This is a genomic window from Pseudomonas sp. 4CAES_32.4, from assembly GCF_058136335.1.
Window position 1 is genome coordinate 4,447,409 of record NZ_CM176882.1, and the last position, 24,106, is coordinate 4,471,514.

General features: G+C 57.1%; 19 protein-coding genes. 9 read left to right on the plus strand and 10 right to left on the minus strand.

The window, feature by feature from the left end; genetic code table 11:
• Nucleotides 1-11 precede the first annotated feature (11 nt).
• The 5 genes from AC3Y64_RS19950 to kdpF form a co-directional block, all read right to left on the minus strand.
• Nucleotides 12-2,663 (minus strand): DUF4118 domain-containing protein, encoded by a 2,652-nt coding sequence (locus AC3Y64_RS19950; protein WP_489984995.1) that lies wholly within the window; start codon nt 2,661-2,663, stop codon nt 12-14.
• A 130-nt stretch (nt 2,664-2,793) separates the two neighbouring features.
• Entirely contained in the window at nt 2,794-3,339 is a 546-nt protein-coding gene (kdpC, locus tag AC3Y64_RS19955; RefSeq protein ID WP_489984996.1) for a potassium-transporting ATPase subunit KdpC, read from the minus strand.
• Nucleotides 3,340-3,474: 135 nt separating this feature from the next.
• Complete coding sequence (gene kdpB / locus AC3Y64_RS19960) at nt 3,475-5,532, minus strand: potassium-transporting ATPase subunit KdpB (RefSeq protein WP_489984997.1); 2,058 nt, start codon at nt 5,530-5,532, stop codon at nt 3,475-3,477.
• Nucleotides 5,533-5,542: 10 nt separating this feature from the next.
• Complete coding sequence (gene kdpA, locus AC3Y64_RS19965; protein WP_489984998.1) at nt 5,543-7,237, minus strand: potassium-transporting ATPase subunit KdpA; 1,695 nt, start codon at nt 7,235-7,237, stop codon at nt 5,543-5,545.
• Nucleotides 7,238-7,245: 8 nt separating this feature from the next.
• Nucleotides 7,246-7,335 carry a K(+)-transporting ATPase subunit F gene (gene kdpF, locus AC3Y64_RS19970; protein ID WP_007899818.1) on the minus strand — a complete coding sequence of 30 codons (90 nt, stop codon included), beginning with the start codon at nt 7,333-7,335 and terminating at the stop codon, nt 7,246-7,248.
• 415 nt (nt 7,336-7,750) lie between these two features.
• Between kdpF and eat the strand changes: the two genes are divergently transcribed.
• The 3 genes from eat (at nt 7,751) to AC3Y64_RS19985 (ending at nt 10,108) form a co-directional block, all read left to right on the plus strand.
• A complete protein-coding gene (eat, locus tag AC3Y64_RS19975; protein WP_489984999.1) occupies nt 7,751-9,115 on the plus strand; it encodes an ethanolamine permease in 1,365 nt (454 codons plus the stop codon).
• Between the two features lie 129 nt (nt 9,116-9,244).
• Complete coding sequence (locus AC3Y64_RS19980; RefSeq protein ID WP_064503201.1) at nt 9,245-9,412, plus strand: DUF2897 family protein; 168 nt, start codon at nt 9,245-9,247, stop codon at nt 9,410-9,412.
• Between the two features lie 138 nt (nt 9,413-9,550).
• Nucleotides 9,551-10,108 (plus strand): TetR/AcrR family transcriptional regulator, encoded by a 558-nt coding sequence (locus AC3Y64_RS19985; protein WP_489985000.1) that lies wholly within the window; start codon nt 9,551-9,553, stop codon nt 10,106-10,108.
• On the opposite strand, the gene fabF is transcribed toward AC3Y64_RS19985, so the two are convergent.
• The 4 genes from fabF to AC3Y64_RS20005 form a co-directional block, all read right to left on the minus strand.
• Nucleotides 10,105-11,379, minus strand: coding sequence for a beta-ketoacyl-ACP synthase II (fabF, locus tag AC3Y64_RS19990; RefSeq protein ID WP_489985001.1), 1,275 nt, complete (start codon nt 11,377-11,379; stop codon nt 10,105-10,107). The genes AC3Y64_RS19985 and fabF overlap by 4 nt on opposite strands.
• Nucleotides 11,380-11,401: 22 nt before the next feature.
• A complete protein-coding gene (locus AC3Y64_RS19995; protein ID WP_489985002.1) occupies nt 11,402-12,205 on the minus strand; it encodes an SDR family NAD(P)-dependent oxidoreductase in 804 nt (267 codons plus the stop codon).
• A gap of 214 nt (nt 12,206-12,419) precedes the next feature.
• A complete protein-coding gene (locus tag AC3Y64_RS20000; RefSeq protein ID WP_489985003.1) occupies nt 12,420-12,755 on the minus strand; it encodes a ComEA family DNA-binding protein in 336 nt (111 codons plus the stop codon).
• A 110-nt stretch (nt 12,756-12,865) separates the two neighbouring features.
• Nucleotides 12,866-14,860, minus strand: a complete 1,995-nt coding sequence (locus AC3Y64_RS20005) for a polysaccharide biosynthesis protein (RefSeq protein WP_489985004.1) — start codon at nt 14,858-14,860, stop codon at nt 12,866-12,868.
• A 397-nt stretch (nt 14,861-15,257) separates the two neighbouring features.
• On the opposite strand from AC3Y64_RS20005, the gene AC3Y64_RS20010 reads away from it, so the two are divergent.
• The 6 genes from AC3Y64_RS20010 (at nt 15,258) to AC3Y64_RS20035 (ending at nt 22,919) form a co-directional block, all read left to right on the plus strand.
• The gene (locus tag AC3Y64_RS20010; RefSeq protein ID WP_489985005.1) at nt 15,258-17,426 is read left to right on the plus strand and encodes a glucosyltransferase domain-containing protein; all 2,169 of its coding nucleotides are present in this window, start codon (nt 15,258-15,260) and stop codon (nt 17,424-17,426) included.
• Complete coding sequence (locus AC3Y64_RS20015; RefSeq protein WP_489985006.1) at nt 17,419-19,446, plus strand: hypothetical protein; 2,028 nt, start codon at nt 17,419-17,421, stop codon at nt 19,444-19,446. Before AC3Y64_RS20010 ends, AC3Y64_RS20015 begins: the two co-directional genes overlap by 8 nt.
• Nucleotides 19,447-19,527: 81 nt before the next feature.
• Nucleotides 19,528-20,637, plus strand: a complete 1,110-nt coding sequence (locus tag AC3Y64_RS20020) for a DegT/DnrJ/EryC1/StrS family aminotransferase (RefSeq protein WP_489985007.1) — start codon at nt 19,528-19,530, stop codon at nt 20,635-20,637.
• 1 nt (nt 20,638) lies between these two features.
• Nucleotides 20,639-21,574, plus strand: a complete 936-nt coding sequence (locus AC3Y64_RS20025; RefSeq protein ID WP_489988005.1) for a glycosyltransferase family 2 protein — start codon at nt 20,639-20,641, stop codon at nt 21,572-21,574.
• A complete protein-coding gene (locus AC3Y64_RS20030) occupies nt 21,571-22,518 on the plus strand; it encodes a WxcM-like domain-containing protein (RefSeq protein WP_489985008.1) in 948 nt (315 codons plus the stop codon). Before AC3Y64_RS20025 ends, AC3Y64_RS20030 begins: the two co-directional genes overlap by 4 nt.
• Before the next feature lie 5 nt (nt 22,519-22,523).
• Nucleotides 22,524-22,919: a GtrA family protein gene (locus AC3Y64_RS20035; RefSeq protein WP_489985009.1), complete on the plus strand. Its 396-nt coding sequence runs from the start codon at nt 22,524-22,526 to the stop codon at nt 22,917-22,919.
• Nucleotides 22,920-23,007: 88 nt separating this feature from the next.
• Here the strand turns inward: AC3Y64_RS20035 and AC3Y64_RS20040 are convergent, their stop codons facing one another.
• On the minus strand, nt 23,008-24,033 hold the full coding sequence (locus AC3Y64_RS20040) for an MraY family glycosyltransferase (protein WP_489988006.1): 1,026 nt from the start codon (nt 24,031-24,033) through the stop codon (nt 23,008-23,010).
• Between the last annotated feature and the right edge of the window lie 73 nt (nt 24,034-24,106).

A 24,106-nucleotide genomic window follows, 5' to 3' on the forward strand; every position in this document is an offset into this window, starting at 1 on the left:
CGCAGTCGGATTCAGGCTTCATCGTCCATTCCCGGTTGCGCCTGCAACGGCAGGTGCAAAGTGATGCAGGTGCCACGTCCATCGATGCCATCGGCCACGCTGATGCGCCCGCCGTGCGCGCCGACCATGCCCTGACAGATCGCCAGGCCGAGGCCGGTGCCCTGCCCGCCACGATCACCGCGTGCGGCGGTGTAGAACATGTCGAAAATCTTCGCGCGCTCGTCTTCGGGAATCCCCGGGCCTTCGTCGCTGACCGAGAAGTAAATCTCTTGGCCATTCGCTCCCGCGCTAACTTGCAAGCGGCCGTGTGCGGGTGAAAAGCGTGCGGCGTTTTCCATCACGTTGACCAGCGCCTGTTCGATCAGCGCCGCATGCACGAACAGCAACGGCAGCTCGGCCGGCACCTCGATGCTGACCTGCAACGGCGCCAGCACCGCGCGCAGGCGATTGAGCGAACTGCCGACGATATCGGCAGGTGACACCCAGTCCCGCGCCAGTTTCAGAGCACCGTGGCCGAGACGGGTCATGTCGAGCAGATTCTGAATGTAGCGATCAAGACGTTCCGCTTCATCGCGGGTGCCTTCGAGCAGCTCGCGGCGATCCTCCAGCGCAATTGCCTCGCCCAGCGCCAGCAGGCTGTCGATGCTGCCGCGCATGGCGGTCAGCGGCGTGCGCAGATCGTGGGACACCGACGCCAGCAGCGCACTGCGCAATTGCTCGGTTTCGCCATGCAGGCGCGCGGCTTCGAGGTCGTCGGCCAATTGCGCACGGGCCAGCGCTTGCGCCAGCGGTTGACTCAACGCGGTGAGCAAACGGCGACGCTGGCCGCTCAAGGTCTGGCCTTCTTTGGCGCAAACACCGAGCAGCGCCAGCGGCCCATCCTCGACGGACAGCGGCCACCACCACCAGCGTCCGAACGGCAACGTGCCGGTGCCCATGCCTGCGGGTTGATCGTGTTGCCAGGCCCAATCGGCGGCGGCGCGTTCTGCTTCGCTGAATTGCAGTGGGCCGCCGGTCTCGACTTTCCAGCCGCCCTGGCCGTCACGATTGAGCAAGCACAGTTGCAGGTCGCTCCAGCCGTTGAGGTGTTGCGCAGCGGCGCTGACCACCGCCTGGCGATCCGTCGCGGCGGTGAGTTTGCGCGACAGATCGAGCAGCTCGGTGGTCTCCTCCTGAGTGTCGCGCAACGCCTGCAATTGCCGACGCTGACGCGCCGCGAGATTGCCGGTGAGCGCCGCCATCAAGAGGAAAAACAGCAGCGTCAGCACGTCTTCTTCGCGCTGAATGCTGAAGGAAAAATTCGGCGGAATGAATAAAAAATCGTAAGTCAGAAACGACAACGCCGCGCAGGCCAGCGCCGGACCGAGACTACTGCGCACCGCCACCAGTAACACGGCCGCGAGGAACACCAGCGAGATGTTCGGCAGCGGCAACACACTCGACACTGCCCACGCCAGCGCACTGGCCAATAGCGTCGCGACCAGCGCCAGCGCATAGTCGAACCACACCAGCGTCAACGGATTGCGCGGGCGTGGTTGATGCTGTTGTTGGTCGCTGTCGAGAACGTTGATTTCCAGACCATGGGCCTGACGCAACAGACGCGCCGCCAGACCGCCACCAAACAGACGCCGCCGCAAACGTGGTCGCGACTGGCCGACCAACACCAGACTGGCGCGGCGCTCGGCGGCGTGCTGGATCAGGGTTTTCGCCACTTCACCGGCGCGCAGCAGAACCACTTCACCACCGAGGCGTTCGGCCAGTTGCTGAGCACTTTGCAGGCGCAGGCGCGATTGCTCGTCACGTACGCTGCCGTTGTCGACGTGCACCAGACTCCACGGCAGATGCCGGCGCTGAGCGACACGACTGGCGTGGCGCACCAAGCGCTCGGCCTGCGCATCGCCATCGACACCCACCAGCAATCGACCGCGCACCGCCGGCGCGGCCTGACCAAGTTGGCGATAGCCTTGGGCGAGATCGTTATCGACCTGTGCGGCGGCGGTTTGCATCGCCAGTTCACGCAGGGCGGTGAGGTTGGTCTGGGTGAAAAACGCGTCGATGGCCGCCCTCGCCTGTTCCGGCACATAGACCTTGCCCTCGCGCAGACGCTCGAGCAATTCACGCGGCGGCAGGTCGATCAGCAGCAGTTCGTAGGCTTCTTGCAGCACCCAGTCGGGCAGGGTTTCGCGAACCTGCACACCGGTAATCCCGCGCACCTGATCATTGAGACTTTCAAGGTGCTGGACGTTGACCGTGGTGAACACATCGATGCCGGCGGCGAGCAGTTCCTGAATGTCTTGCCAGCGTTTGTCGTGACGACTGCCGGGCGCGTTGCTGTGGGCCAGTTCATCGACCAGCACCAGTTTCGGCCTGGCGGCGAGGATGCCGTCGAGGTCCATTTCTTCGAGCATCACGCCACGGTATTCCGAGCGCACCAACGGTTGCTGTGGCAGGCCGCCAAGCAGCGCTTCGGTTTCGGCGCGACCGTGGGTTTCGACAACGCCGGCGATGACTTTCACGCCCTGGCGCAGTTGCGTGTGCGCGGCCTGGAGCATGGCGTAGGTTTTGCCGACACCGGGAGCGGCGCCGAGGAAAACCTTGAGCCGGCCACGGCCGTCACGGGGCAGATCTGCTAACAGTGCGTCGGCGCGGCCGGAGTCGCTCATGCTTGATGTTCTCTCTTCCTGAAATTGGTTATCGCAAGGACTGCCGCCATCGCTAGCAGGGCTAGCTCCCACAGGGGAATGCGTTCTTCTGTGGGAGCTAGCCCTGCTAGCGATTCGCCGCGCCACCGATCTACAGTTTTTCCAGGGCCATATTCAGCTCCAGCACATTCACCACCGGCGGCCCCACCAGCGGCTGTTCGATGTGCGCATCGAACAGTTGCTGCAAGGTCGATACCGGCAGGTTTCGCGCTGCCGCGACTCGCGCCAGTTGATAGGCAATTGCTGCCGGTGGCAAGTGCGGATCGAGGCCGCTGCCGGAAGTGGTCAACAGTGCCAGCGGCACCGGGCCTTGCCCCGGAACCTGCAACTTGTTGGCGTCGTCGATCACCCGCGTGGCGAGTGCCGGATTGCTCGGCGCCAGGTTGCTTGCGCTGCTGGAAACGGTGGCAAACGCACCGGCGGATGGCCGTGGATGGAACCACGCATCCCCGACGAAATCCTGGGCGATCAGCGACGAGCCGCGCACCTTGCCCTCGGCATCGTGGACGAGACTGCCGTTGGCTTGCTCGGGGAATGCGACTTGCGCAATGCCGGTTACCACCAGTGGATAAGCAACACCGGTGACCAAGGTCATCAGCACCAGCAGGCTCAGGGCCGGACGTATCATTGTGGACATTGGATAATCCTCGAATTCAAAAAACAGATAGCGCAATAAGTCAGCGGGACGAGTTGATCTCATCGCCAGCAGGGCTGGCTCCCACAGAGGCATGCATTGCCAATGGGGGAGCGAGGCTGCTCGCGAAGGGGTTGGTCACACCAGATGCAGCGCCGTGAGCAGCATGTCGATCGCCTTGATCCCCACAAACGGCACCAGAATCCCGCCCAGCCCGTAAATCAGCAGATTGCGTCGCAACAGTGCCGCCGCACTCGCGGCTTGTACCCGCACACCGCGCAGCGCCAACGGAATCAGCACAACAATGATCAAGGCGTTGAAGACAATCGCCGAGAGAATCGCGCTCTGCGGGCTGGTCAGTTGCATGATGTTGAGCACGCCGAGTTGCGGGTAAATCGAGGCGAACAGCGCCGGCAGGATTGCGAAGTATTTGGCCACATCGTTGGCGATGGAAAAGGTCGTCAGCGCACCACGGGTCACCAGCAATTCCTTGCCGATCTGCACCACGTCGAGCAGCTTGGTCGGGTCGCTGTCGAGATCGACCATGTTCGCCGCTTCGCGCGCCGCTTGTGTGCCATCGTTCATCGCCATACCAACGTCAGCCTGAGCCAGTGCCGGAGCATCGTTGGCGCCGTCGCCGCACATCGCCACCAGACGCCCGTCGTTCTGCTCGTGACGAATGCGCGCGAGTTTTTTCTCTGGAGTCGCCTCGGCGAGGACGTCATCGACGCCTGCTTCAGCAGCAATCGCAGCAGCGGTGAGCGGGTTGTCGCCGGTGACCATCACCGTGCGAATCCCCAGTTTGCGCAGTTCGGCAAAACGCTCGCGGATGCCCGGTTTGACCACGTCTTTCAGATGGATCGCGCCGAGCAATTTGCCGTCGGCACAGACCAGCAACGGCGTGCCACCGCTCTGGGCGATCTTGTCGATTTCCCGCGCCAGCGCCGGGGCGAGATCGGTACGTTGTTGACCGAGGAAACTCAGCAGCGAATCCACCGCGCCTTTGCGGTAGACGCGACCTTGATAGTCGACGCCGGACAAACGGGTTTCTGCGCTGAATGGCACAGCGGTCAGGGTTTCCGGCGCCGGTTCAGGCTGCGGGTGCAGACCGCGCAAGTACTCGACGATGGACTTGCCTTCAGCGGTGTCATCGGCCAGGGACGCGAACAGCGCACCTTCGGCCAAGTCACGCCCCGTCACACCCGGCGCGGCATACACCGCGCTGCAGCGACGGTTACCGAAGGTGATGGTGCCGGTCTTGTCGAGCAGCAGCACATGCACGTCACCCGCTGCTTCCACGGCGCGACCGGACTTGGCGATCACGTTGAGGCGCACCAGACGATCCATCCCGGCAATACCAATCGCCGAGAGCAGACCGCCGATGGTGGTCGGAATCAGTGTGACCAGCAGCGCCACCAGAAACACCAGCGGCAGGCTGCCGTTGGCAAAATGGGCGAACGGTTGCAGGGTCACCACCACCAACAGAAAGATCAGGGTCAGGCCGATCAGCAGAATATCCAGCGCGACCTCGTTCGGGGTTTTCTGGCGCTTGGCGCCTTCGACCAAGGCGATCATGCGGTCGAGCGTGGACTCGCCGGGATTGACGGTGATCTTCACCAGCAACCAGTCGGACACCAGCCGCGTGTTGCCGGTAATGGCTGAGCGGTCGCCGCCGGACTCGCGAATCACTGGCGCAGACTCACCGGTGATCGCCGCTTCGTTGACTGCCGCGATGCCTTCGATGACCTCGCCATCGCCGGGGATCATCTCCCCGGCTTCGACGCGCACCACATCGCCCTTGCGCAGGCTCGCTGCCGGCATCACTTGAAAGCTGCCATTGGCTTGTTTGCGCCGCGCGCTGAGGCCTTCGCTGCCGGCCTTGAGGCTGTCGGCGCGGGCCTTGCCGCGACCTTCGGCCAAGGCTTCGGCGAAGTTGGCGAACAGTACGGTGAACCACAGCCACAGGGCGATCTGCGCGGCGACGAAGGTCGGCACCTCGGCGTCGGGAAGAAAGCACAGCACGGTGGTGAAGATCGCTGTCAGTTCGACCACCAGCATCACCGGCGAACGCTTCAGTTGCCGAGGGTCGAGCTTGACGAACGCTTGCACCAGCGCCGGCCGCCACAGGGCCGAGATCGCGGTTTTCGCGTGTTCCGGCGCCTTGACGGCGGCGGGTTTGATTGCGGGCATATTCATCGATAAGTCCTCAGAAGCCCATGCTCAGATGTTCAGCGATTGGGCCCAACGCCAGAGTCGGCAGGAAGGTCAGGCCGCCCACCAGCAAAATGGTCACGGTCAGCAGGGTCACGAACAGCGGGCCGTGGGTCGGGAAACTGTTCTGACCGATCGGTGCGGTTTTCTTCATCGCCAGGCTGCCGGCCAAAGCCAGAACCGGAAGGATGTAACCGAAGCGACCGATCAACATGCCCAGACCCAGCATCAAGTTGTGGAACGGCGTGTTCGCGCTGAGGCCACCGAACGCCGAACCGTTGTTGGCACTCGCCGAGGTGTAGGCGTAAAGCAATTGGCTGAAACCGTGCGCGCCGGGGTTGCTGATGGTCGCCGCAGCACTGGGTACCGCTGCGGCAATCGCACCGAGCACCAGCACGCCCACCGGCATCACCAACAGCGTGACGACCAGCAACTGCACCTCACGCGCCTGGAGTTTCTTGCCGAGGTATTCCGGCGTACGCCCGATCATCAGACCGGCGAGGAACACCGCGATCAGCACGTTGAGCAACATGCCGTAGAGCCCGGCCCCGACGCCGCCGAAGATCACTTCGCCGACCATCATGTTGACCAGCGCGACCATGCCGCTGAGCGGGTTGAGGCTGTCGTGCATGCCGTTGACCGAACCGTTCGAAGCCGCCGTCGTCGTCACCGACCACAGCACCGTGGCGGTGGTGCCGAAGCGCGCTTCCTTGCCTTCCAACGGCGCGGTCTGCTCAACGGCGGCGTTGTTAAGGGTCGGGTTCGGTTGGTATTCAGCCCACAGCGAGGTCGCGCCGCCGATCAGGAACAGCGCCAGCATGCAGGCGATGATCGCGCGGCTCTGACGCAAATCCTTGACGTAGTGGCCGAAGGTGAACACCAGCGCCACCGGAATCAGAATGATCGAAGCGACTTCGAACAGGTTGCTCCACGCCGTCGGGTTCTCGAACGGATGCGCCGAGTTGACGCCGAAGAAGCCGCCACCGTTGGTGCCCAGTTGCTTGATCGCAATCTGACTGGCGGCCGGGCCGAGCGGAATCACTTGATCAACGCCCTGCATCGTCACGGCATGCACATAGTGCGCGAAAGTCTGCGGCACGCCCTGCCAGACTAGATACAGCGCCAGCAGCAGGCACAGCGGCAGCAAGCCGTAGAGGGTGGCGCGGGTCATGTCGACCCAGAAGTTGCCGAGGGTTTTCGTCGATTTACGGCCGATGCCACGGCACAGCGCGACCAGCACGGCGAGGCCGGTGGCGGCGCTGACGAAGTTCTGCACGGTGAGGCCGACCATCTGGCTCAAGTAGCTGAGGGTCGCTTCGCCGCTGTAGGACTGCCAGTTGGTGTTGGTCATGAAACTGACCGCGGTGTTGAATGCCTGCGTCCATTCCTGGCCCGGCAGGTTCTGCGGGTTCAGCGGCAAGTGATCCTGGAACAACAGGATCGCAAACAACAGGAGGAAACCGGCAAGGTTGAACGCCAGCAGTGCCAGCGTGTACTTCTGCCAGCTCTGTTCAGCCTCGGAGTCTACCCCGGCGATGCGGTAGCAACCGCGCTCGACCGGGCCGAGAATCGGCGTCAGCCAAGTGCGCTGACCTTCCATCACCTTGTAGTAGAAGCGCCCGAGGAACGGCGCCGGCAGCAAGACCAACGCAAAAAACCCGAGGATCAGCCAATAGTCATAACTGTGCATAGCCGCTCCTAGTTCCGGTCCGCGCGCAACAGCGCAACCAACAGATAAATGAACAGCCCCACTGCCAGTAGCAGTGACACCCCGTCCAGAACGCTCATGGAAGATCTCCGTGTTACGGCGTATTGCCGCGTGTGGGGTGATTGTCGGAAAGGAGCCTGTAAAGGAACGAGAGCGAGGGGTGCGGCGGGGCATAAAGAAAGCGTAAAGAGTGGGGTTATGGCCGGTTTACGGCGGTGTTTGCACCAACCTCATCGCTGGCAAGCCAGCTCCCACAGGTTGTTGGGGTGTACGCAATATTGATGAACGACCGAGATCACTGTGGGAGCGGGCTTGCCCGCGATGACGGCGGCCCTATCGGCATCGCACCCAAATGGCGCACAGATTCGTTAATGCTGCGACTCGAACATCCCCGATACGACAGCTTTCAACTTATTACGACTTGTTTCACCGCAATGGCACGCCCACTGCACACGCCCTACCCCGAGCTTTCCAAACCGTTCAGGGAGCAAGCGCATGAACACACAACTCAAACCCACGCTGGGCACGCTGCACTTGTGGGGCATCGCCGTCGGGCTGGTGATTTCCGGGGAATATTTCGGCTGGAGCTACGGCTGGGGTGTCGCTGGAACGCTGGGCTTTCTGGTGACCTCGTTCATGGTCGCGACCATGTACACCTGCTTTATCTTCAGTTTCACCGAGCTGACCACCGCGATCCCCCATGCGGGCGGGCCGTTCGCCTACAGCCGCCGCGCCTTTGGCGAAAAAGGTGGGTTGATTGCCGGGCTGGCGACGCTGATCGAATTCGTCTTCGCGCCACCGGCCATTGCCTTGGCCATCGGCGCCTATCTGAATGTGCAGTTTCCGTCACTCGATCCGAAACACGCGGCGGTCGGTGCGTACATCGTATTCATGGGACTAAACATTCTCGGCGTGAAACTGGCGGCTACGTTCGAGTTGATTGTCTGCGTGCTGGCCGTGGCTGAACTGCTGGTGTTCATGGGCGTGGTCGCCCCGGCGTTCAGCTTCAGCAACTTTGCCTTGAATGGCTGGGCCGGGTCGGACGTGTTTGGCGCACCAGCAATTGCCGGGATGTTCGCGGCGATTCCCTTCGCGATCTGGTTTTTCCTCGCTATCGAAGGTGCGGCCATGGCGGCGGAAGAAGCCAAGGACCCGAAACGCACGATTCCCAAGGCTTACATCAGCGGCATTTTGACTTTAGTGCTGCTGGCGATGGGCGTGATGTTCTTTGCCGGCGGCGTCGGCGACTGGCGCACCCTTGCCAACATCAACGATCCACTGCCGCAAGCAATGAAAACCGTGGTCGGCGACAACTCCGGCTGGCTGCACATGCTGGTCTGGATCGGCCTGTTCGGGCTGGTGGCGAGTTTCCACGGGATCATCCTCGGCTACTCGCGACAATTCTTCGCCCTCGCCCGCGCCGGTTACTTGCCCGCCTCGCTGGCGAAACTGTCGCGCTTCCAGACCCCGCACCGCGCCATCATTGTCGGCGGCATCATCGGCATCGCTGCTATCTATAGCGATGGTTTGATCAACCTCGGCGGCATGACCCTCACCGCCGCGATGATCACCATGGCCGTGTTCGGCGCGATCGTGATGTACATCATGAGCATGCTCAGCCTGTTCAAACTGCGTAAATCGGAGCCGAATCTGGAGCGGACTTTCCGTGCGCCGTGCTATCCGTTGATCCCGATGATCGCGTTGGTGCTGGCTGTTGTGTGCCTGGTGGCGATGGCCTGGTTCAATGCGTTGATCGGGCTGATCTTCCTCGGCTTTATGGCTGTCGGGTTCGGCTACTTCCTGCTGACTGGCCAGTTGCGCGCGAATGCGCCGGCCGATGCGATGCTGACCGGGCAATAGGGGATTTCGGGTGTACCGGACATAACCGGCCTAGAATGGAACCACTGCGAAGTCATTTCGCTCATAAGTGGTAAGCAGCGTCGCACGGCGAAATCCTCGCCCGCCGACCTGCCATTAAGGAGAGCCGTTATGCCCTGGTATGCCTGGTTGATTCTGGTTGTTGCAATCGGCTCGATCGTTGGCGGTTTGATGATGCTGCGCGACACCGCCAACAAGGTCGAACTGACCGATGAAGAGCGCAAACGCGTGGCTGAACGCAACGCCGAAGCTGACGCTAAAGAAGCGCAAGACCGCTGACAAAAACCCTGCCTGATTAGGCGGGGTTTGTTTTTGCGAGCACGATTGGACTTATCTGCATGCTTTTTAGAAGTAGAAGTACAGTCACCATTTAATTTTCAGTGGTTAAGATGGTGGCATTGTTGCGGAGAGTTCCACATGCGTTACTCGCAGGACCATAAAGCCCAGACCCATCAGCGCATCATCAAGGAAGCCTCGGCACGATTTCGCAAGGACGGAATCGGAGCGACAGGCCTGCAACCCCTGATGAAAGCACTGGGGTTGACCCATGGCGGTTTTTATTCGCACTTCAAATCCAAGGACGAGCTGGTCGAGAAGGCCCTGCAAGAAGCCGGCGCACAACTGGACGCACATTGCGCGATGCTGTTTTCCGAAGAACGTCCACTGGAAGCCTTCATCGACAGTTATCTCTCCGAATGGCACCACACCTCGCCACATGAAGGCTGCCCGTTACCGACCATGTCTTCCGAGCTCGGTCTGCGCGGCCAGCCCAGTCCGACCACCGACGCGGTTCTCAATGCGCGACTGGAGCAAGTACAGAGCACACTGGGTGGCGAAACCGCCGCCGATCGCAGCGTCGTGATCATGGCGACATTGCTAGGTGCGCTGGTACTGGCGCGCAGCGTCGAAGACCCGGAGCTGGCCCAGCGTATCCTCGGCGTCACGCGCGCTCACCTGAAAAACCAGCAGGATTAATCTTCCCAGCGCTTGAACAGCACGCTGGCATTCACCCCGCCAAATCCGAAGCCGTTGGACAAGGCGTATTCGATGGGCATCGACCTCGCTTCGCCGTGCACGATATCCACGCCTTCACTCGCCGGGTCAGGATTGTCGAAGTTGAGCGTTGGCGGCACCTTTTGATCGCGAATCGCCAACAGAGTGAAGATCGCCTCCAGTCCGCCGGCCGCACCAAGCAAGTGGCCCGTGGCCGATTTGGTCGACGTTACGGCGATTTTCTTTTCGCTGCCAAATAACGACTTGATGGCCGCCAGTTCCCCGAGGTCTCCCACCGGTGTGGAGGTTGCGTGCGCATTCAGATGCTGGACCTGATCCGGCGTGACCCCCGCTTGAGCCAAGGCCAGTGTCATCGCCCGAAGTGCACCGCTGCCGTCTTCAGGCCCGGCGGTCAGGTGATAGGCGTCAGCCGTGGTGCCGTAACCGACCAATTCGGCCAACGGTTGCGCACCGCGGGCCAGCGCATGCTCCAGGGACTCAATGACCAACAGGCCGGCACCCTCGCCCATGACGAAACCGTCGCGACCACTGTCGAACGGCCGCGAGGCACGCTCTGGCGTATCGTTATAGCCGCTCGACAGCGCCCGTGCTGCCGCAAAACCGGCCAGACTGACGCGATCGATACAGGCTTCCGCGCCGCCACACACCGCGATATCCGCTTCACCGGAGCGAATCAAGCGCGCAGCATCGCCAATCGCCTGAACCCCGGCAGCACAGGCAGTCACCGGTGCGCCGAGCGGACCCTTCAGTCCATGCTGAATCGAAACGTGACCGGCGGCGAGATTGACCAGGAACGACGGAATGGTGAATGGCGACAAACGTCGCGGGCCACGGCTGTCGGTAGTGCGCACCGCATCGGCAATTGCGCCGAAGCCACCGACACCGGAGCCGATGATCGTCGCCGTGCGCGTTTGATCGTCTGCGTCAGTGGGATGCCACCCCGCCTGCTGCAATGCCTGTCGGGCCGCTTCCATGGCAAACAGAATGAAGCGGTCCATCTTCTTCTGTTCTTTCGGTGGCGTGGCGCGATCCGGGTCAAAACCGGCCTCGGCATCCTCCTCCACTATCGGCACCCGTCCGCCGACACTTGTTGGCAGATCCGCGACCACCGCTTCCGGCAAATTGCGTATACCGGAGCGACCGGCCAGCAAACGCTGCCAAACCGCTTCGACACCGCTACCCAACGGTGAAACCAGGCCCATACCCGTGACTACTACTCGACGCTGATCCATACCGTGGTTACCTCCGATCAATTCAATTGCCTGCCTTGTAGCGTTGGGCTGCCGAGTTGCGTGAAAGGTTCGGTGCCATGACATGCCGCGCGGATACGAAGGCCTGCCACTCGCCCGCATCGGGCAATGACGGAATGGTGATCAACTCGCCCTGATCCAGCCCCGCCAACGCCGCATCGACCATCTCACCGGCCTCCATGACCATCTCGGCTGGAATGCCACTGGCATCGATCCCGGAACGTTCCCAGATTTCAGTGCGGGTTACGCCCGGCAACACGGCCTGAACTTGCACACCTGTGCCTTCAAGTTCGGCGTTCAGGGATTGCGTCAAGCTCAGGACGTAGGCCTTGCTGGCGCTGTAGGCTGCGTTGAATCGCTCTGGAAACAATGCGACCACCGAGGCGATATTGATGATCGTGCCACGACCGGCTTTGGCAAAACTGGCGGCGGCAGCAGAAGCCAGACGCGTAACGGCGGTGATGTTCAACTGAATCAGGCGCTCCAGTTGATCAAGGTCGGCATTGGCCAACAGACCATCAGCGGCAACGCCGGCATTGTTCACCAACAGACTGATGCTTGAATCGCTGCGCAGGCGCTGCTCGAGTTTGAGCACATCATCCTTTTGCGTCAGATCGGCTTTGAGCACTTCGACCTGAATACCGTGGGCATCACGTAACGTGGTTGCGGCGCTCTCGAGACGATCCTTGTCGCGGGCAACCAGCAACAGATCAAAACCGCGGGCAGCCAGACGTTGCGCGTAAATGGCACCGATGCCGGAAGATGCGCCGGTGACGAGAGCCGTGCCTTTCGAATGGACAGAATTCATCTGAATGCTCCTGGAACACTTTAGGGATCAATAGCCTCTGAAGCAGGTTGCTGCAGACGCCGTGGAAATTATTATAGGCATAATCTCAACTCAATATGATAGCCATAATTTTTACTCATCCGACCAACGTCTAATGCCGCCCTCAGCCTTTAAGGCGCGACGAAACAAAAAAGGCCGGTCTCAATGACCGGCCTCTTGGCGTTGAACAATCAGCTTAGTTGACTTCCAGCTTGTCGCGATTGCGATCCAGAATCGCCTTGCCAATACCCTTCACTTCCAGCAATTCCTCCACCGAAGCGAATGGCCCGTTTGTTTCGCGATAGGCAACAATCGCTTTTGCCTTCGCTTCACCCACGCCGGACAGTTCTTTTTGCAGTGTCGCCGCATCGGCATCGTTGAGGTCGAGTTTCGCGCTCTTGGCAGGGGCCGCCGCGTCCATCACCATGTCGCCCTTAGGCGCTGGCGCTGGCACCGCAGGGGCAGCGACAGCGGCAATCGAGGCGCTGGTGAGCAGGGCAAACATCAGGGAGTAGAAGTAACCGGTACGCATAAGTGACGCTCCATCATCATTTGAGAAAGCAGCTTTTCCGAAGCTGCTCCCCAAACTTAGGCGATGATGGGAGTCTGTCAAAAATGTGTCCGTTACAGGATGTGAAACAATCAGGGTTCGAGACGGCGTTGCTGGTAGATCCAGTCGACGATTTCGCCATCGGGGGTGTAGCCGCTGACGGTTTCGCGCAGGAGTTGGCGGACGCGGGAATAGTCGTCTTTCTCGACCGCGACAAGCAGTTCGCTCAGTTTGGCCTTCAGCACATCCCACGGCAGGTGATCTTCGTTGGCCGTCATGATCATCGGGTGCGGTGTTGCTGCAACGTTGTCGCCGATCAACAATTCTTCGTAGAGTTTTTCACCGGGACGCAGCCCGGTGAATTCAATGGCCAGATCACCCTGTGGATTGCGATCAGAACGAATGCTCAAACCGGACAGATGAATCATTTTTTCCGCCAGTTCGACGATTTTGACCGGCTCGCCCATATCCAGAACGAAGACGTCCCCGCCCTGCCCCATCGATCCGGCCTGGATGACCAATTGCGCTGCTTCGGGGATGGTCATGAAATAGCGAGTGATCTTGGGATGCGTGACCGTCAGCGGACCGCCTGATTTGATCTGGCTATGGAATAGCGGGATTACCGAACCGGACGATCCCAGCACATTACCGAAGCGCACCATGGTGAAGCGCGTCTTGTTGACTCGGGAGACATTGGAGTTGTCGCCAAATAATACCGGGGCAATTTCACGGCTCAATGCCTGAAGGGTCAATTCAGCCAAACGCTTGGTGCTGCCCATGACATTGGTCGGGCGCACAGCCTTGTCGGTGGAGATCAATACGAAGTTTGAAACGCCAGACTGCAGAGCAGCCTGGGCAGTATTGAGCGTACCGATAACGTTATTGAGAACACCTTCAGCGATATTGTGCTCGACCATCGGCACGTGCTTATAAGCAGCCGCATGGTAAACCGTGTCGACCTTCCAGGTTTTCATCACATCCAGAAGCTTGTCCTGATGACGGATGGAACCGAGGATCGGCAGCAATCTGACAGAAACCGACTCGCGGCACCCGCGTTGCTCCAGCTCCGAAAGAATGCTGTAGAGATTGAACTCGCTGTGTTCGAACAGCAGTAAAGTGGTCGGCTGCAATGAAAATATCTGTCGGCACAACTCAGAGCCGATCGAGCCTCCCGCACCGGTGACCATAACGGTCTTGCCCTTGATGCAGCGCTCAAGCAAGTCCGGTCGCGCCGGCACTGCGTCGCGGCCCAACAAATCCGCGATATCGACTTCCTGAATATCTTGGACGCGCACCCGACCACTGGCCAGATCCGTGAAATTGGGAACGCTACGCACATGCAGAGGAAATCCCTCCAGCATATTGAGGATCTCTCTGCGGCGGGCACGGGTCGAAGACGGTAGTGCCAGCAAAATTTCCTGCGCACCGGTTACGTCGATCATTTGTTGAATGTGTTTGGGCTTATAGACCTGAAGACCAGAGATCGAGCGTTCCGATATGCCCGGATCATCATCGAGGAAAGCAACGGGGCGCATGACCCGGCCCATGCGCAATGCGGCGACAAGCTGATTGCCTGCGACACCCGCACCGTAGATCGCCACTTTTGTCAGGCCGTCATCACGATTGGCAAACGGCACATGTTGGGCAGCGGTGAACCAGTCCCCCATAAAATAATGGCGCATGCACAGACGCAAACCGCCAATGATTACTAGGCTAAGCCACCAATAATTAAAAATGATAGAGCGCGGGACAACCATTTCGTGATTGCTATACCAGTACACGACCAAGGCGAGAATCAACGAGGACAGACTGACGGCTTTGATGATCACGACCAGAGCATCATTGCCAAAATAGCGCATCACTGCCCGGTACATGCCAAAACGTATGAAAAGCGGAATAGCAACGAACGGAGCACAGATGAACAACCAGAGATGCACTTTAAACGGATTGACCAATTCATCGATACCCAGACGGACGATGAACGCGAGCCACAACGCAACCCAGACAAGGACGACGTCCGTCAGGACCTGAATCAATCGTTTCTGGCGGCGCGGCAACCCCAGCAGGAACCCGCGCATTCTGTCCATATTCTCCTGAACCAATCTGGCCTACTCCCTTGGTTTAATCGGCGGGGACATTGTACGGAGGTAAAGAACTTCGTTACAGAAAAAAGAATACGGCGGTGGAGAAAATCGGTTTTCCAGACGAAAGGCCCGGCATTCGCGATAGAACCTCCATTTCTGGCAGGCTGGCATGATGATGCCCGTGCTGCGAGTTCCGGGCCGAATGAGTATACTGCGCCGCAAATTTCCTGCACTGCGCCATGAGAATTGAGGATCAGGTAGCAAGATCCTGGGCGCTGGTAAGTTCCACATATTTACCAAGGTACGGAAGGTTTTTTGCTAAAAGCTGCGCGCCGTAGATGCCCAGTAAGCGAAATTTAAGCAGCGCAACAATCAGAAGACGATAAGGAAGTGAACGCACGTGACAACAACAGGATCCAGCAGCTCTCTGAAAGCCATTGCGAAGTGGCTTCTCCCTGGGATTTTAATCACGCTGACCATCGCTTTCATCCTATTGAAAAGCACTGCGCTTGCGCCTGTCATCAGCATCAAAACCAGCCACTTCCCGGCCGAAAAATCTCAACTTTTCTACAAACAAAACGAAGAATACAGCGAGCTTGACTCTCAGATCAGCAAGCTGAACAGCACCGACCACAGCTTCAGCTTCACACTTCAAAAGTTTGATAACAACGTACGTTGGGATCCTTTGGAAACTTCCGGATCCTTCTACGTTACGTCTGCGACGATCAGTGTGCTTGGCTATTCCAAGCCTATTGCCGGGGAAAACTTTATTCCTTTGGCACAGATCGCAATTACCGCAACCAGCAAAACTTATACACAGTTTGTTGCTCCACCGGGCGCTACAGATCCGCAAATCAATATTCAGCTAAACAGCAACGCTCTCAACAAAATCAGGTTGGTCTTTTCGCTTACCCTCTCAGCGTTTTTGGCAACACTGATTTTGCTCTGGGTGAAATGGCATCATCAAATTCTTGCCGCACTGCAAAACGAAAATAAATGCACAGCGACACTCAAGGATCTCTTGATCAAAGAAAACTTTAACGCACTTGAGTTCTGTAGACTCCTTGCCATTGCCGTCACCTTAAATATCATACCGATCGTTAACTTTTTTCTATCCATTGATGATGAGGTAGGTGCATTTCGCACGGACCCATCCATCTGGATTGCCGACGGACGCTGGACTGCATTTCTGGTAGAGAAATTTATCTTCCCACAACCCGTCATACCGTTCCTGCCAAACTTTTTCTTCTATGTCTGCCTTTCACTGTCTTACATGTTGTTGCTTCGAGCTTTCCGCTTACAGCTCAACTGGATGACGACTCTCGCGTACGCGATTTTTGTGGCGCATCCAATTTGGTGGTTCATCGGTGAATTCTACTCAAACATTCCATCAACGGGCATCGGCGTATTGATGCTCTCCAGCGGCATTTATCTGCTTTCCAGAACTGAACCGCAGGTGATTGACAAGCGAGGGCTATTTATAAGAATGCTCGCGTGCGGTTTTCTATTGGCATCTGCTATCGGTGCGTATCAGTCGCTTGCCATGTTCTACATAAGCGCAGGGCTGGCAGTTGCAATATTCAGGTACAGGAAAGAAACTCAGCTGGACAAACCTGTATTCAGGCCCACCGCCCAGCGAATTGGCTTCTTGTTCGGAACCGTGGTCTGCGGCGCACTGATTTATCTGGCAATCAACAAAACAGCGCAATATTTCCAGCCTTCCGAAAGAAGCTATATCGACAACTTTCTACGGATTCAAGAGCTGATCGATTCGCCGCTCCACATCTTTAATCTGGTGATGACAGAAGCGCTCAAGCTTTACTCAGGCTCGCCTCAATCCTACGGTGTTGCATTTTTTAGTTCTGCTTTGATACTGGGTCTGGCAACCGTTCTTCTGGTTACGCAAAAAACCTGGAAAGCTGTCGGCGGCATGGCGATTCTGGTTTCAGCATTGCTTGTTACACCTTTCCTTTTAAATTTCGTCGCAGGCGGTATCTATCTTCCGCTACGCGCAATGCTGGCGGTTTCGTTAATTATATGGATAGCCACCATCGTAATTTTGGAAAGAGAAGGCATGCTGCGAATTTTTGCGGCAGGTCTCACGGCTTACCTGCTCTTCCAGATGCTTTCGGTCAATGCGCAATATTCCGCCAGTACCCTTCTGGCGACCAATCATGACCGATTTACAGCAGAAGCGCTCTACGGCCGAATTGCGAAGGTAACCCCAAACTTCGACAGAAACTCGGTTGTCGAGGTTGACGTTTACGGGAAACTGCCTTTTAACAGCCGGTACCCCGATCCTCCCACCTCGACCATGAGCTCTTCTTTCTTTGACTGGGATAATGGCAATGCCAGCAGAATGATCCGCTACATCCAACTTGTGGGCTTCAGCAATGTTCAACCGGTGCAATACCAGCAGCGAATAAAACTGACACCTGAATTCACCGGTATGCCGATATGGCCAGCCGAAGGATCGGTACGCTTCAAGGACGGTGTAGTTCTCATCAAGATGGGTGAAGCCGTTGACCCGACGCACGCTCTCTACATGGAAAATACGCCCCATGAATAATTTCAAGTTCACGGCCAACCTGATGCGGCGCCGAAAAACACTGCTGTTCCTGTTTTTGACCCTGATTGCAGCCGTCGCGATCGGCAGGTTCGCGGGTGTGTTTGACAGGATGCAACATAGCGTTTGCTTTACTATGGTCTCCTCGCAAAGCGGCATCACACAGCTCTTTTATTCGGACCAGGCGGGCCAATTCGCGGAGGAGCGCTCTCAGAGCTCCTTCATCCATCCTGGTCAGCAAAAAGCCTGCTTTACCACCAATACTGGAGCCAAATTTTTAAGGTGGGATCCCAACAACAGTGCTTCATCGATGGTCATCAAAAGGATCACCGTCAACTTCTGGGGTTTGAAACAAGAACTTGATATGGGAAAAATAGAGCCGTCTGCGTCCGTTCTAAAGAACATAAACAGCGAGGGCGATAAAAGCTTCAATTTCACCGACAACGACCCACAAATATACCTCACAGTGACGAACACGTTTTCTCACATAGAGAATATCGCGTGCACACTATTGTTGTGGCTGAGCTTGTCGCTTGTCGCATTTTTCACGGCGCACGTCCTCAAGGAGGCATTGAGGAACAGAAAACCTGCCTACTTGATGGGTCTTATTACGGTCATCACACTTGTAGTGGTCCACCAGATCAGTGGCAAAATCGCTGTCAACAATGGCGCTGGCTGGGATGGACAAACTTATCTGGGCTTGCTCATCCAGTGGAAAAATACTGGCATCGTTCCTAACGACCCCTATCGAATCAGCCGGATTATTGGGTTTCTGCCGCTAGTGTTGACGGAGTTTGTATTCGGTTTAAGCATCAGCAAATTGATCGTGATGCAAACAGTTCTGAACATCCTCGGCATGGGCATTGGCGTCGGCTTTTTCATGCAGTACCTGCTCAAGTCTGGTCTGTCGCTCAAAAAAGCCTTTCAGTACTCCGTACTGCTGCTGGTGAGCTGGCCCGTACTGGTCATGTCTACGTACTACCCGATATTGAGCGATCACTTGGCAATCATTCTCACGTGTGTGAGTCTTTGGTGCCACATTGAAAAACGCTACCTTGGGCTGATAGCAATCTGTGTCTTCTCACCGTTTATCATGCCAGGATATTTCCTCGTTCCTTTCGTTCTTTTGTGCCTGTCGAATAAGCCAGAGACACTCACTGCGCTGAGCCGCTTTTCGCTATCAGCGAAGTGGAGGATGGCAACATTTTTCGCTCTTTTCGCGATCATGACTCTATATGCCATTGCGTCGATGTTGAAAATTGACGACGAGACACTGCTGCACAAAGGCCTGTACTTGACTCCGGCATTAGTTGACTTGAGATGGATAAGCTCTGTAATTGTGATCGGCGCATTGGGCTTGATAGCCTGGGGCTGGAGCAATCAACTAAAAAAGAATGCTCTTTTTGCTCACTTGTCGATCAAATGGTCGCTGGCGGCATTGGCTGCCTTTGCTATAGGCCACGCGATGCTCTATTTCAGCCTCGACTGGAGCAGCGGCTTCAAAGGGCCACCGCTGATCGAAAACATGCTTTACCAAGCGCTCAACGCACCACTCAAATCCCTGGTAGCGCACTTTGTCTTTTTTGGCCCCGTTTTTATAGCTTCGTTGTTTCTGCTGTCCAGGACGCAGAACTCCCATGACATTGGGTATGCGGTGAAAGCTATTCTGCTGAGCTTTCTACCAATACTTGCAATCGGCTCGGAAAGCCGCCAGTGGATCTCGGTCCTTCCTTTATTCTTTGCTTTCGTCGCTCAAGCCAATGTCGGCGAGACAAAGACAAGATTGCTGCTCTGGTTCTCCGTCTTAATGGCAACACCGCTGTTCTGGCTGGCAAATTCAGTATCAGACGCATCAACTTCGGGCCTGCCAATGTCAGATCTGAAATGGCAGTTCTATTTCGGTCGGCAAGGCCCCTGGATGTCCCAACCGGTATATATGGGCGCGCTGGCCATTATGTTGGTCTTTATAAGCTTGTGGTTCTGGCCAACTCCCAAATCAAGAAAAAAGGTAAGTGCCCAGTAGATTCGGTCGACATAGCGCCCTGTTTGTGTAGTAAAATCGCGCGCATTATCACGCGCGCAGTCAAAAAAATCTGGATGGATCATGGACGCAAATCACCAAATTCCTTTGTTTTCCGCAGTAGCGGCCAATGCCGGTATTGACTTCTCCGAGCCGCTAATGCGCGTCGTTAATCGCCATTGGTACATTTTGGGTGAAGAGGTCAAGAACTTCGAAAGCGAGTTCGCCAGTTATGTGGGTGCCGAGCACTGCATCTCCGTCGCGAATGGCTCGGAAGCACTGGAAATCGCTTTGCTCAGCATGGGCGTGGGCCCGGGTGACCGTGTTGTGACGGTAGCGAACGCGGGTTTCTACAGCAGCACCGCTATCCACGCTGTTGGCGCCGAGCCAGTATATGTTGATGTCGACCCGCTTACTCTGACCATGTGCCCTAAATCCCTGGAAAAAGCGCTGAACCAGCCTGCCAAGGTGGTCATCGTTACACACCTGTATGGGCAGTTGGCAGACATCGAAAATCTGTCGAGCATTTCTCGCTCGGCCGGAGCCGCTGTACTTGAAGATTGTGCGCAGTCACATGGTGCGTGCTCTGAGAAGGGCCAGTGTGGCTCCTTCGGTGACTTGGCCTGTTTCAGCTTCTACCCGACCAAAAACCTCGGCGCACTGGGCGACGGTGGCGCGATCGTGACCTCGTCCTCCGAGATCGCCGCGCGCCTGCTTACGCTTCGCCAGTACGGGTGGTCGACCAAATACCACGTTACCGTACCGCACGGCCGCAACAGCCGACTTGATGAGATGCAAGCCGCAATCCTGCGAGTCAAGCTACCGCTGCTCGACCAGTGGAACGAGCAACGTCGCGCCATCGCCCGACGCTACTCTGCTGCCTTCAGCAATCTGCCGGTGAAACTGCCTGCGAGCCTGGGCGACGACTTTGTAGCTCACCTGTTCGTGATGCGTGTCGAAAACCGGGAAGCGTTCGTTGCCTACCTTAAAGAACACCAAGTCAGCACCGATATTCACTACCCGGTTCCCGACCACTGGCAGACCGCGTACACACCGCGCGAAACATTCAATCTGCCGGTTACCGAGACGGCATGCACTCAGCTGGTTTCCCTGCCTTGCTTCCCGGGGTTGACTGACCAGCAGGTTGATCGCGTGATTGAAGTGGTTAGCGGCTACTTCAAACAGGAGATTTAGGGTGCTGTCGCTCGTCATCCCGGTTTACAGGAACGAGGAATCCCTGCCATCGCTATTCAAAGCCGTCGGAGATTTGAACGTCGAACTTCAGGGTGCTCTGGAAGTGGTTTTCGTGGTCGATGGCAGTCCGGATCGTTGCTACGAAATCCTCCGTGATCGCCTTCCGGAGCAGAGTTTTGCGTCTCAGCTGATTCTGCTGTCGAAGAACTTTGGTTCTTTCATGGCGATCCGCACGGGCTTGCAGCATGCCAAAGGACGGACGTTCGCCGTGATGGCCGCCGACCTGCAAGAGCCGCCGAGCCTGGTTCTCACCATGAACCGGGTGTTGAACACCGAACCGGTGGACGTGGTGGTCGGCGTCCGGGAAGGTCGTGACGACCCGTTCCTGTCGAAACTGGCATCGAAAATTTTCTGGGGTCTGTACAAGCGCTATGTAATCCCGGAAATGCCTGCTGGTGGCGTTGACATGTTCGGCTGCAATCTGGAGTTCCGCGACAATCTGCTCAAGCTTGAAGAGCGCCACAGCTCGTTGATCGCGCAGATTTTCTGGCTCGGTTTCCGCCGTCAGGTTGTCAGTTACACACGCGTTGCGCGTGAACACGGCAAATCGGCGTGGACCCTGAAAAAGAAAGTCAATTATCTGATGGACAGTGTGTTCTCGTTCACTGACTTGCCTATTCGCCTGCTGATCCGCGTTGGCGCAGCAGGCTCGGCTCTTTCAGCGTTGTATGGTGTCAGCGTAGTGTTTGCAAAGATGGGCGGCCTCATCGACGTACCCGGTTATGCCATGACACTGTTTACCATTACCCTTCTGGGCAGCCTCAATCTGCTAGGTCTGGGCGTGATCGGTTCGTACGCTTGGCGTACGTATGAAAATACAAAAGGGCGCCCTTTGGCGATCCCAATGAAAGTTTCTGAGTTTGGAGCCAATAAATGACTGATTCGCGGGATTTTTTCGTTCACGACCGTGCGATCTGCGAATCGTCCACCATTGGTGCTGGCTCGCGGATCTGGGCGTTTGCACACGTGCTGCCAAACGCTCGTATCGGTGCTGAGTGCAATGTCTGCGACAACGTGTTTGTCGAGAACGACGTGATCATCGGCGACCGAGTAACGCTCAAGTGTGGCGTTCAGGTTTGGGACGGCATCACTATCGAAGACGATGTTTTCGTGGGGCCGAATGTCACTTTCACCAACGACAAGTTTCCGCGCAGCAAAATTTATCCGGAAGCGTTCTCCCGAACCATCATCCGTAATGGTGCGTCGCTGGGTGCCAACTCGACTATCCTACCCGGTATTACCATCGGCACTTCGGCAATGGTCGGCGCAGGCGCGGTCGTTACCAAATCCGTTCCACCAAACGCCATCGTGGTCGGTAACCCGGCGAAGATCATCGGCTACGTTGATGCCAAGCCGACTGATGGCACGGTAGTAGACAACCCGGTAAAAGTCGGCAAATCCGATGTTTATCCCTGCGGTGTCACACTGCACCGCATGATGGAAGCGGTCGATATGCGCGGCAGCCTGAGTGTCGGCGAATGCGGTAAAGACGTCCCGTTCGAAGTGAAACGTTACTTCCTTGTGACCGACGTTCCGACAGCCGAAACCCGTGGTGAACACGCTCATCGTGAATGCCACCAGTTCCTGGTCGCGGTCAAAGGCACGGTGCATGTCGTTGCCGACAATGGCAAACATCGCCAAGAGTTTGTACTTGACCACCATACTCTGGGCCTGTTCCTGCCAGCGATGACCTGGGGTATTCAGTACAAGTACTCGGCCGACGCGGTACTGCTGGTATTCGCTTCCGAGCACTATGCCTCTGACGACTATATTCGCGATTACGATCAATTCCTGATCGAGAAGAAAGCGCAGATTGGTTGATTGCCGTGAAAATCTCCGACCTGATGGAAATAAAGTTTTTCCGGTTCCTCCTTACAGGTGGGCTGAATACCGGAATTACTTATGCGCTGTACCTTGTTTTGCTCAGCGTGCTTCCTTATACGTGGGCCTACTCGATCAGCTATGTATGCGGGATCGTCTTCGCGTTCGTGATGAGCCGGTTCTTTGTGTTCAAGGAACACCAGGGAATCAAATCGATCCTGTTTTTCCCCCTCGTCTACGTCGCGCAATACGTACTGGGGATGTTTGTCGTCTGGTTCTGGGTCAAGCAGCTCTCACTGCCTGAATACCTGGCACCGTTGGCGGCGATCATTCTGTCGCTACCGCTTACGTATGTGCTGACCAAGCTGGTATTCGTCAAATCCGGACCGGTTCCCCGCTAAAAAAAGAGGCAGACGGAATATTCCGCCTGCCTCGTTTTACGCAAATCACTGATCGCCTTCAGCGCCTCCAGTCAGATCCTGCCCTTGCTCATGCCGCTACATCCTTTTCGGATTTGCCCGCATTGAACTGCAACCCCAGAACGAAAAGTGGCACGTACGCCAGCAGAACGCCGAGAAGACCATCAAGCCGGAAATACACTACAGCCGCGGCGACCGGCAGCAGCCAAAGCAAATTGATCAAGCAGACGGCAACAGTTACCGGCAGATGCTTTCCATAACGGCGTGAAGCGAATTGGTAGGCATGGCTGCGATGTGCCTCATACACTTTTTCGCCTCGTAACAGACGCCTGAACAGGGTCATAGTCGCGTCGACGACAAATACCCCGAGCAAAATCAGCCAACCCCATAAGTATTGGAATGAGGAACCGGCAGCCTGTATCGACAAGATCCCCAAGGCAATACCTAGAAAGCCGCTACCGGCATCGCCCATGAAAATCTTCGCCGGCGGAAAATTCCACAATAGAAATCCGCCCGCACAACCGGCCAACAACAGGACCGGCCCCATCAGCCCGACAGTCCCGCCCAAGCCGTACAACACGCACGCGCCGACACACACCGTTACCGCCTCGACGCCCGCAATACCATCGATGCCGTCCATGAAGTTATAAAGATTGAGCATCCAAACGAGGTAGAGGCTAGCCAGTGCGAACCCGATCCAACCGAGATCGAAGACTTGGCCAACCATGCTGACTGGCGGCAGGCCACCCAACCAGGCCAACGCCCAGATCGCCGCGCAGAAGTGCCCAAGCAAGCGCCAGCGAGCTGCAATATGGCCGTGATCGTCCATAAACCCAATGATCGCCACCAAACTGCCCGCCCCGGCAACGGCGACAAAATCTTTGGCTGCAATCAAGTCGGTTGCATACAGCGAGCACAATGCGACAAGGAACGTCACAACGATCGCAACTCCCCCCCCCCTCGGCGTTGGAACCGTATGTGAGCTTCGGGCGTTGGGGATATCCATCAGACTTCTGGCAAGAGCGTACCGGCGCAAAACAGCAGTCAGAATGAACGTAATAATTAATGCGATCAGCACAAACCAGCTGAAATTCATCGCGGCAATAGCTCCAAATAAAAGCCAGCATTCGTCACTGACAAACAAAAACCAGTGCGCCCGCTCTGCCGAT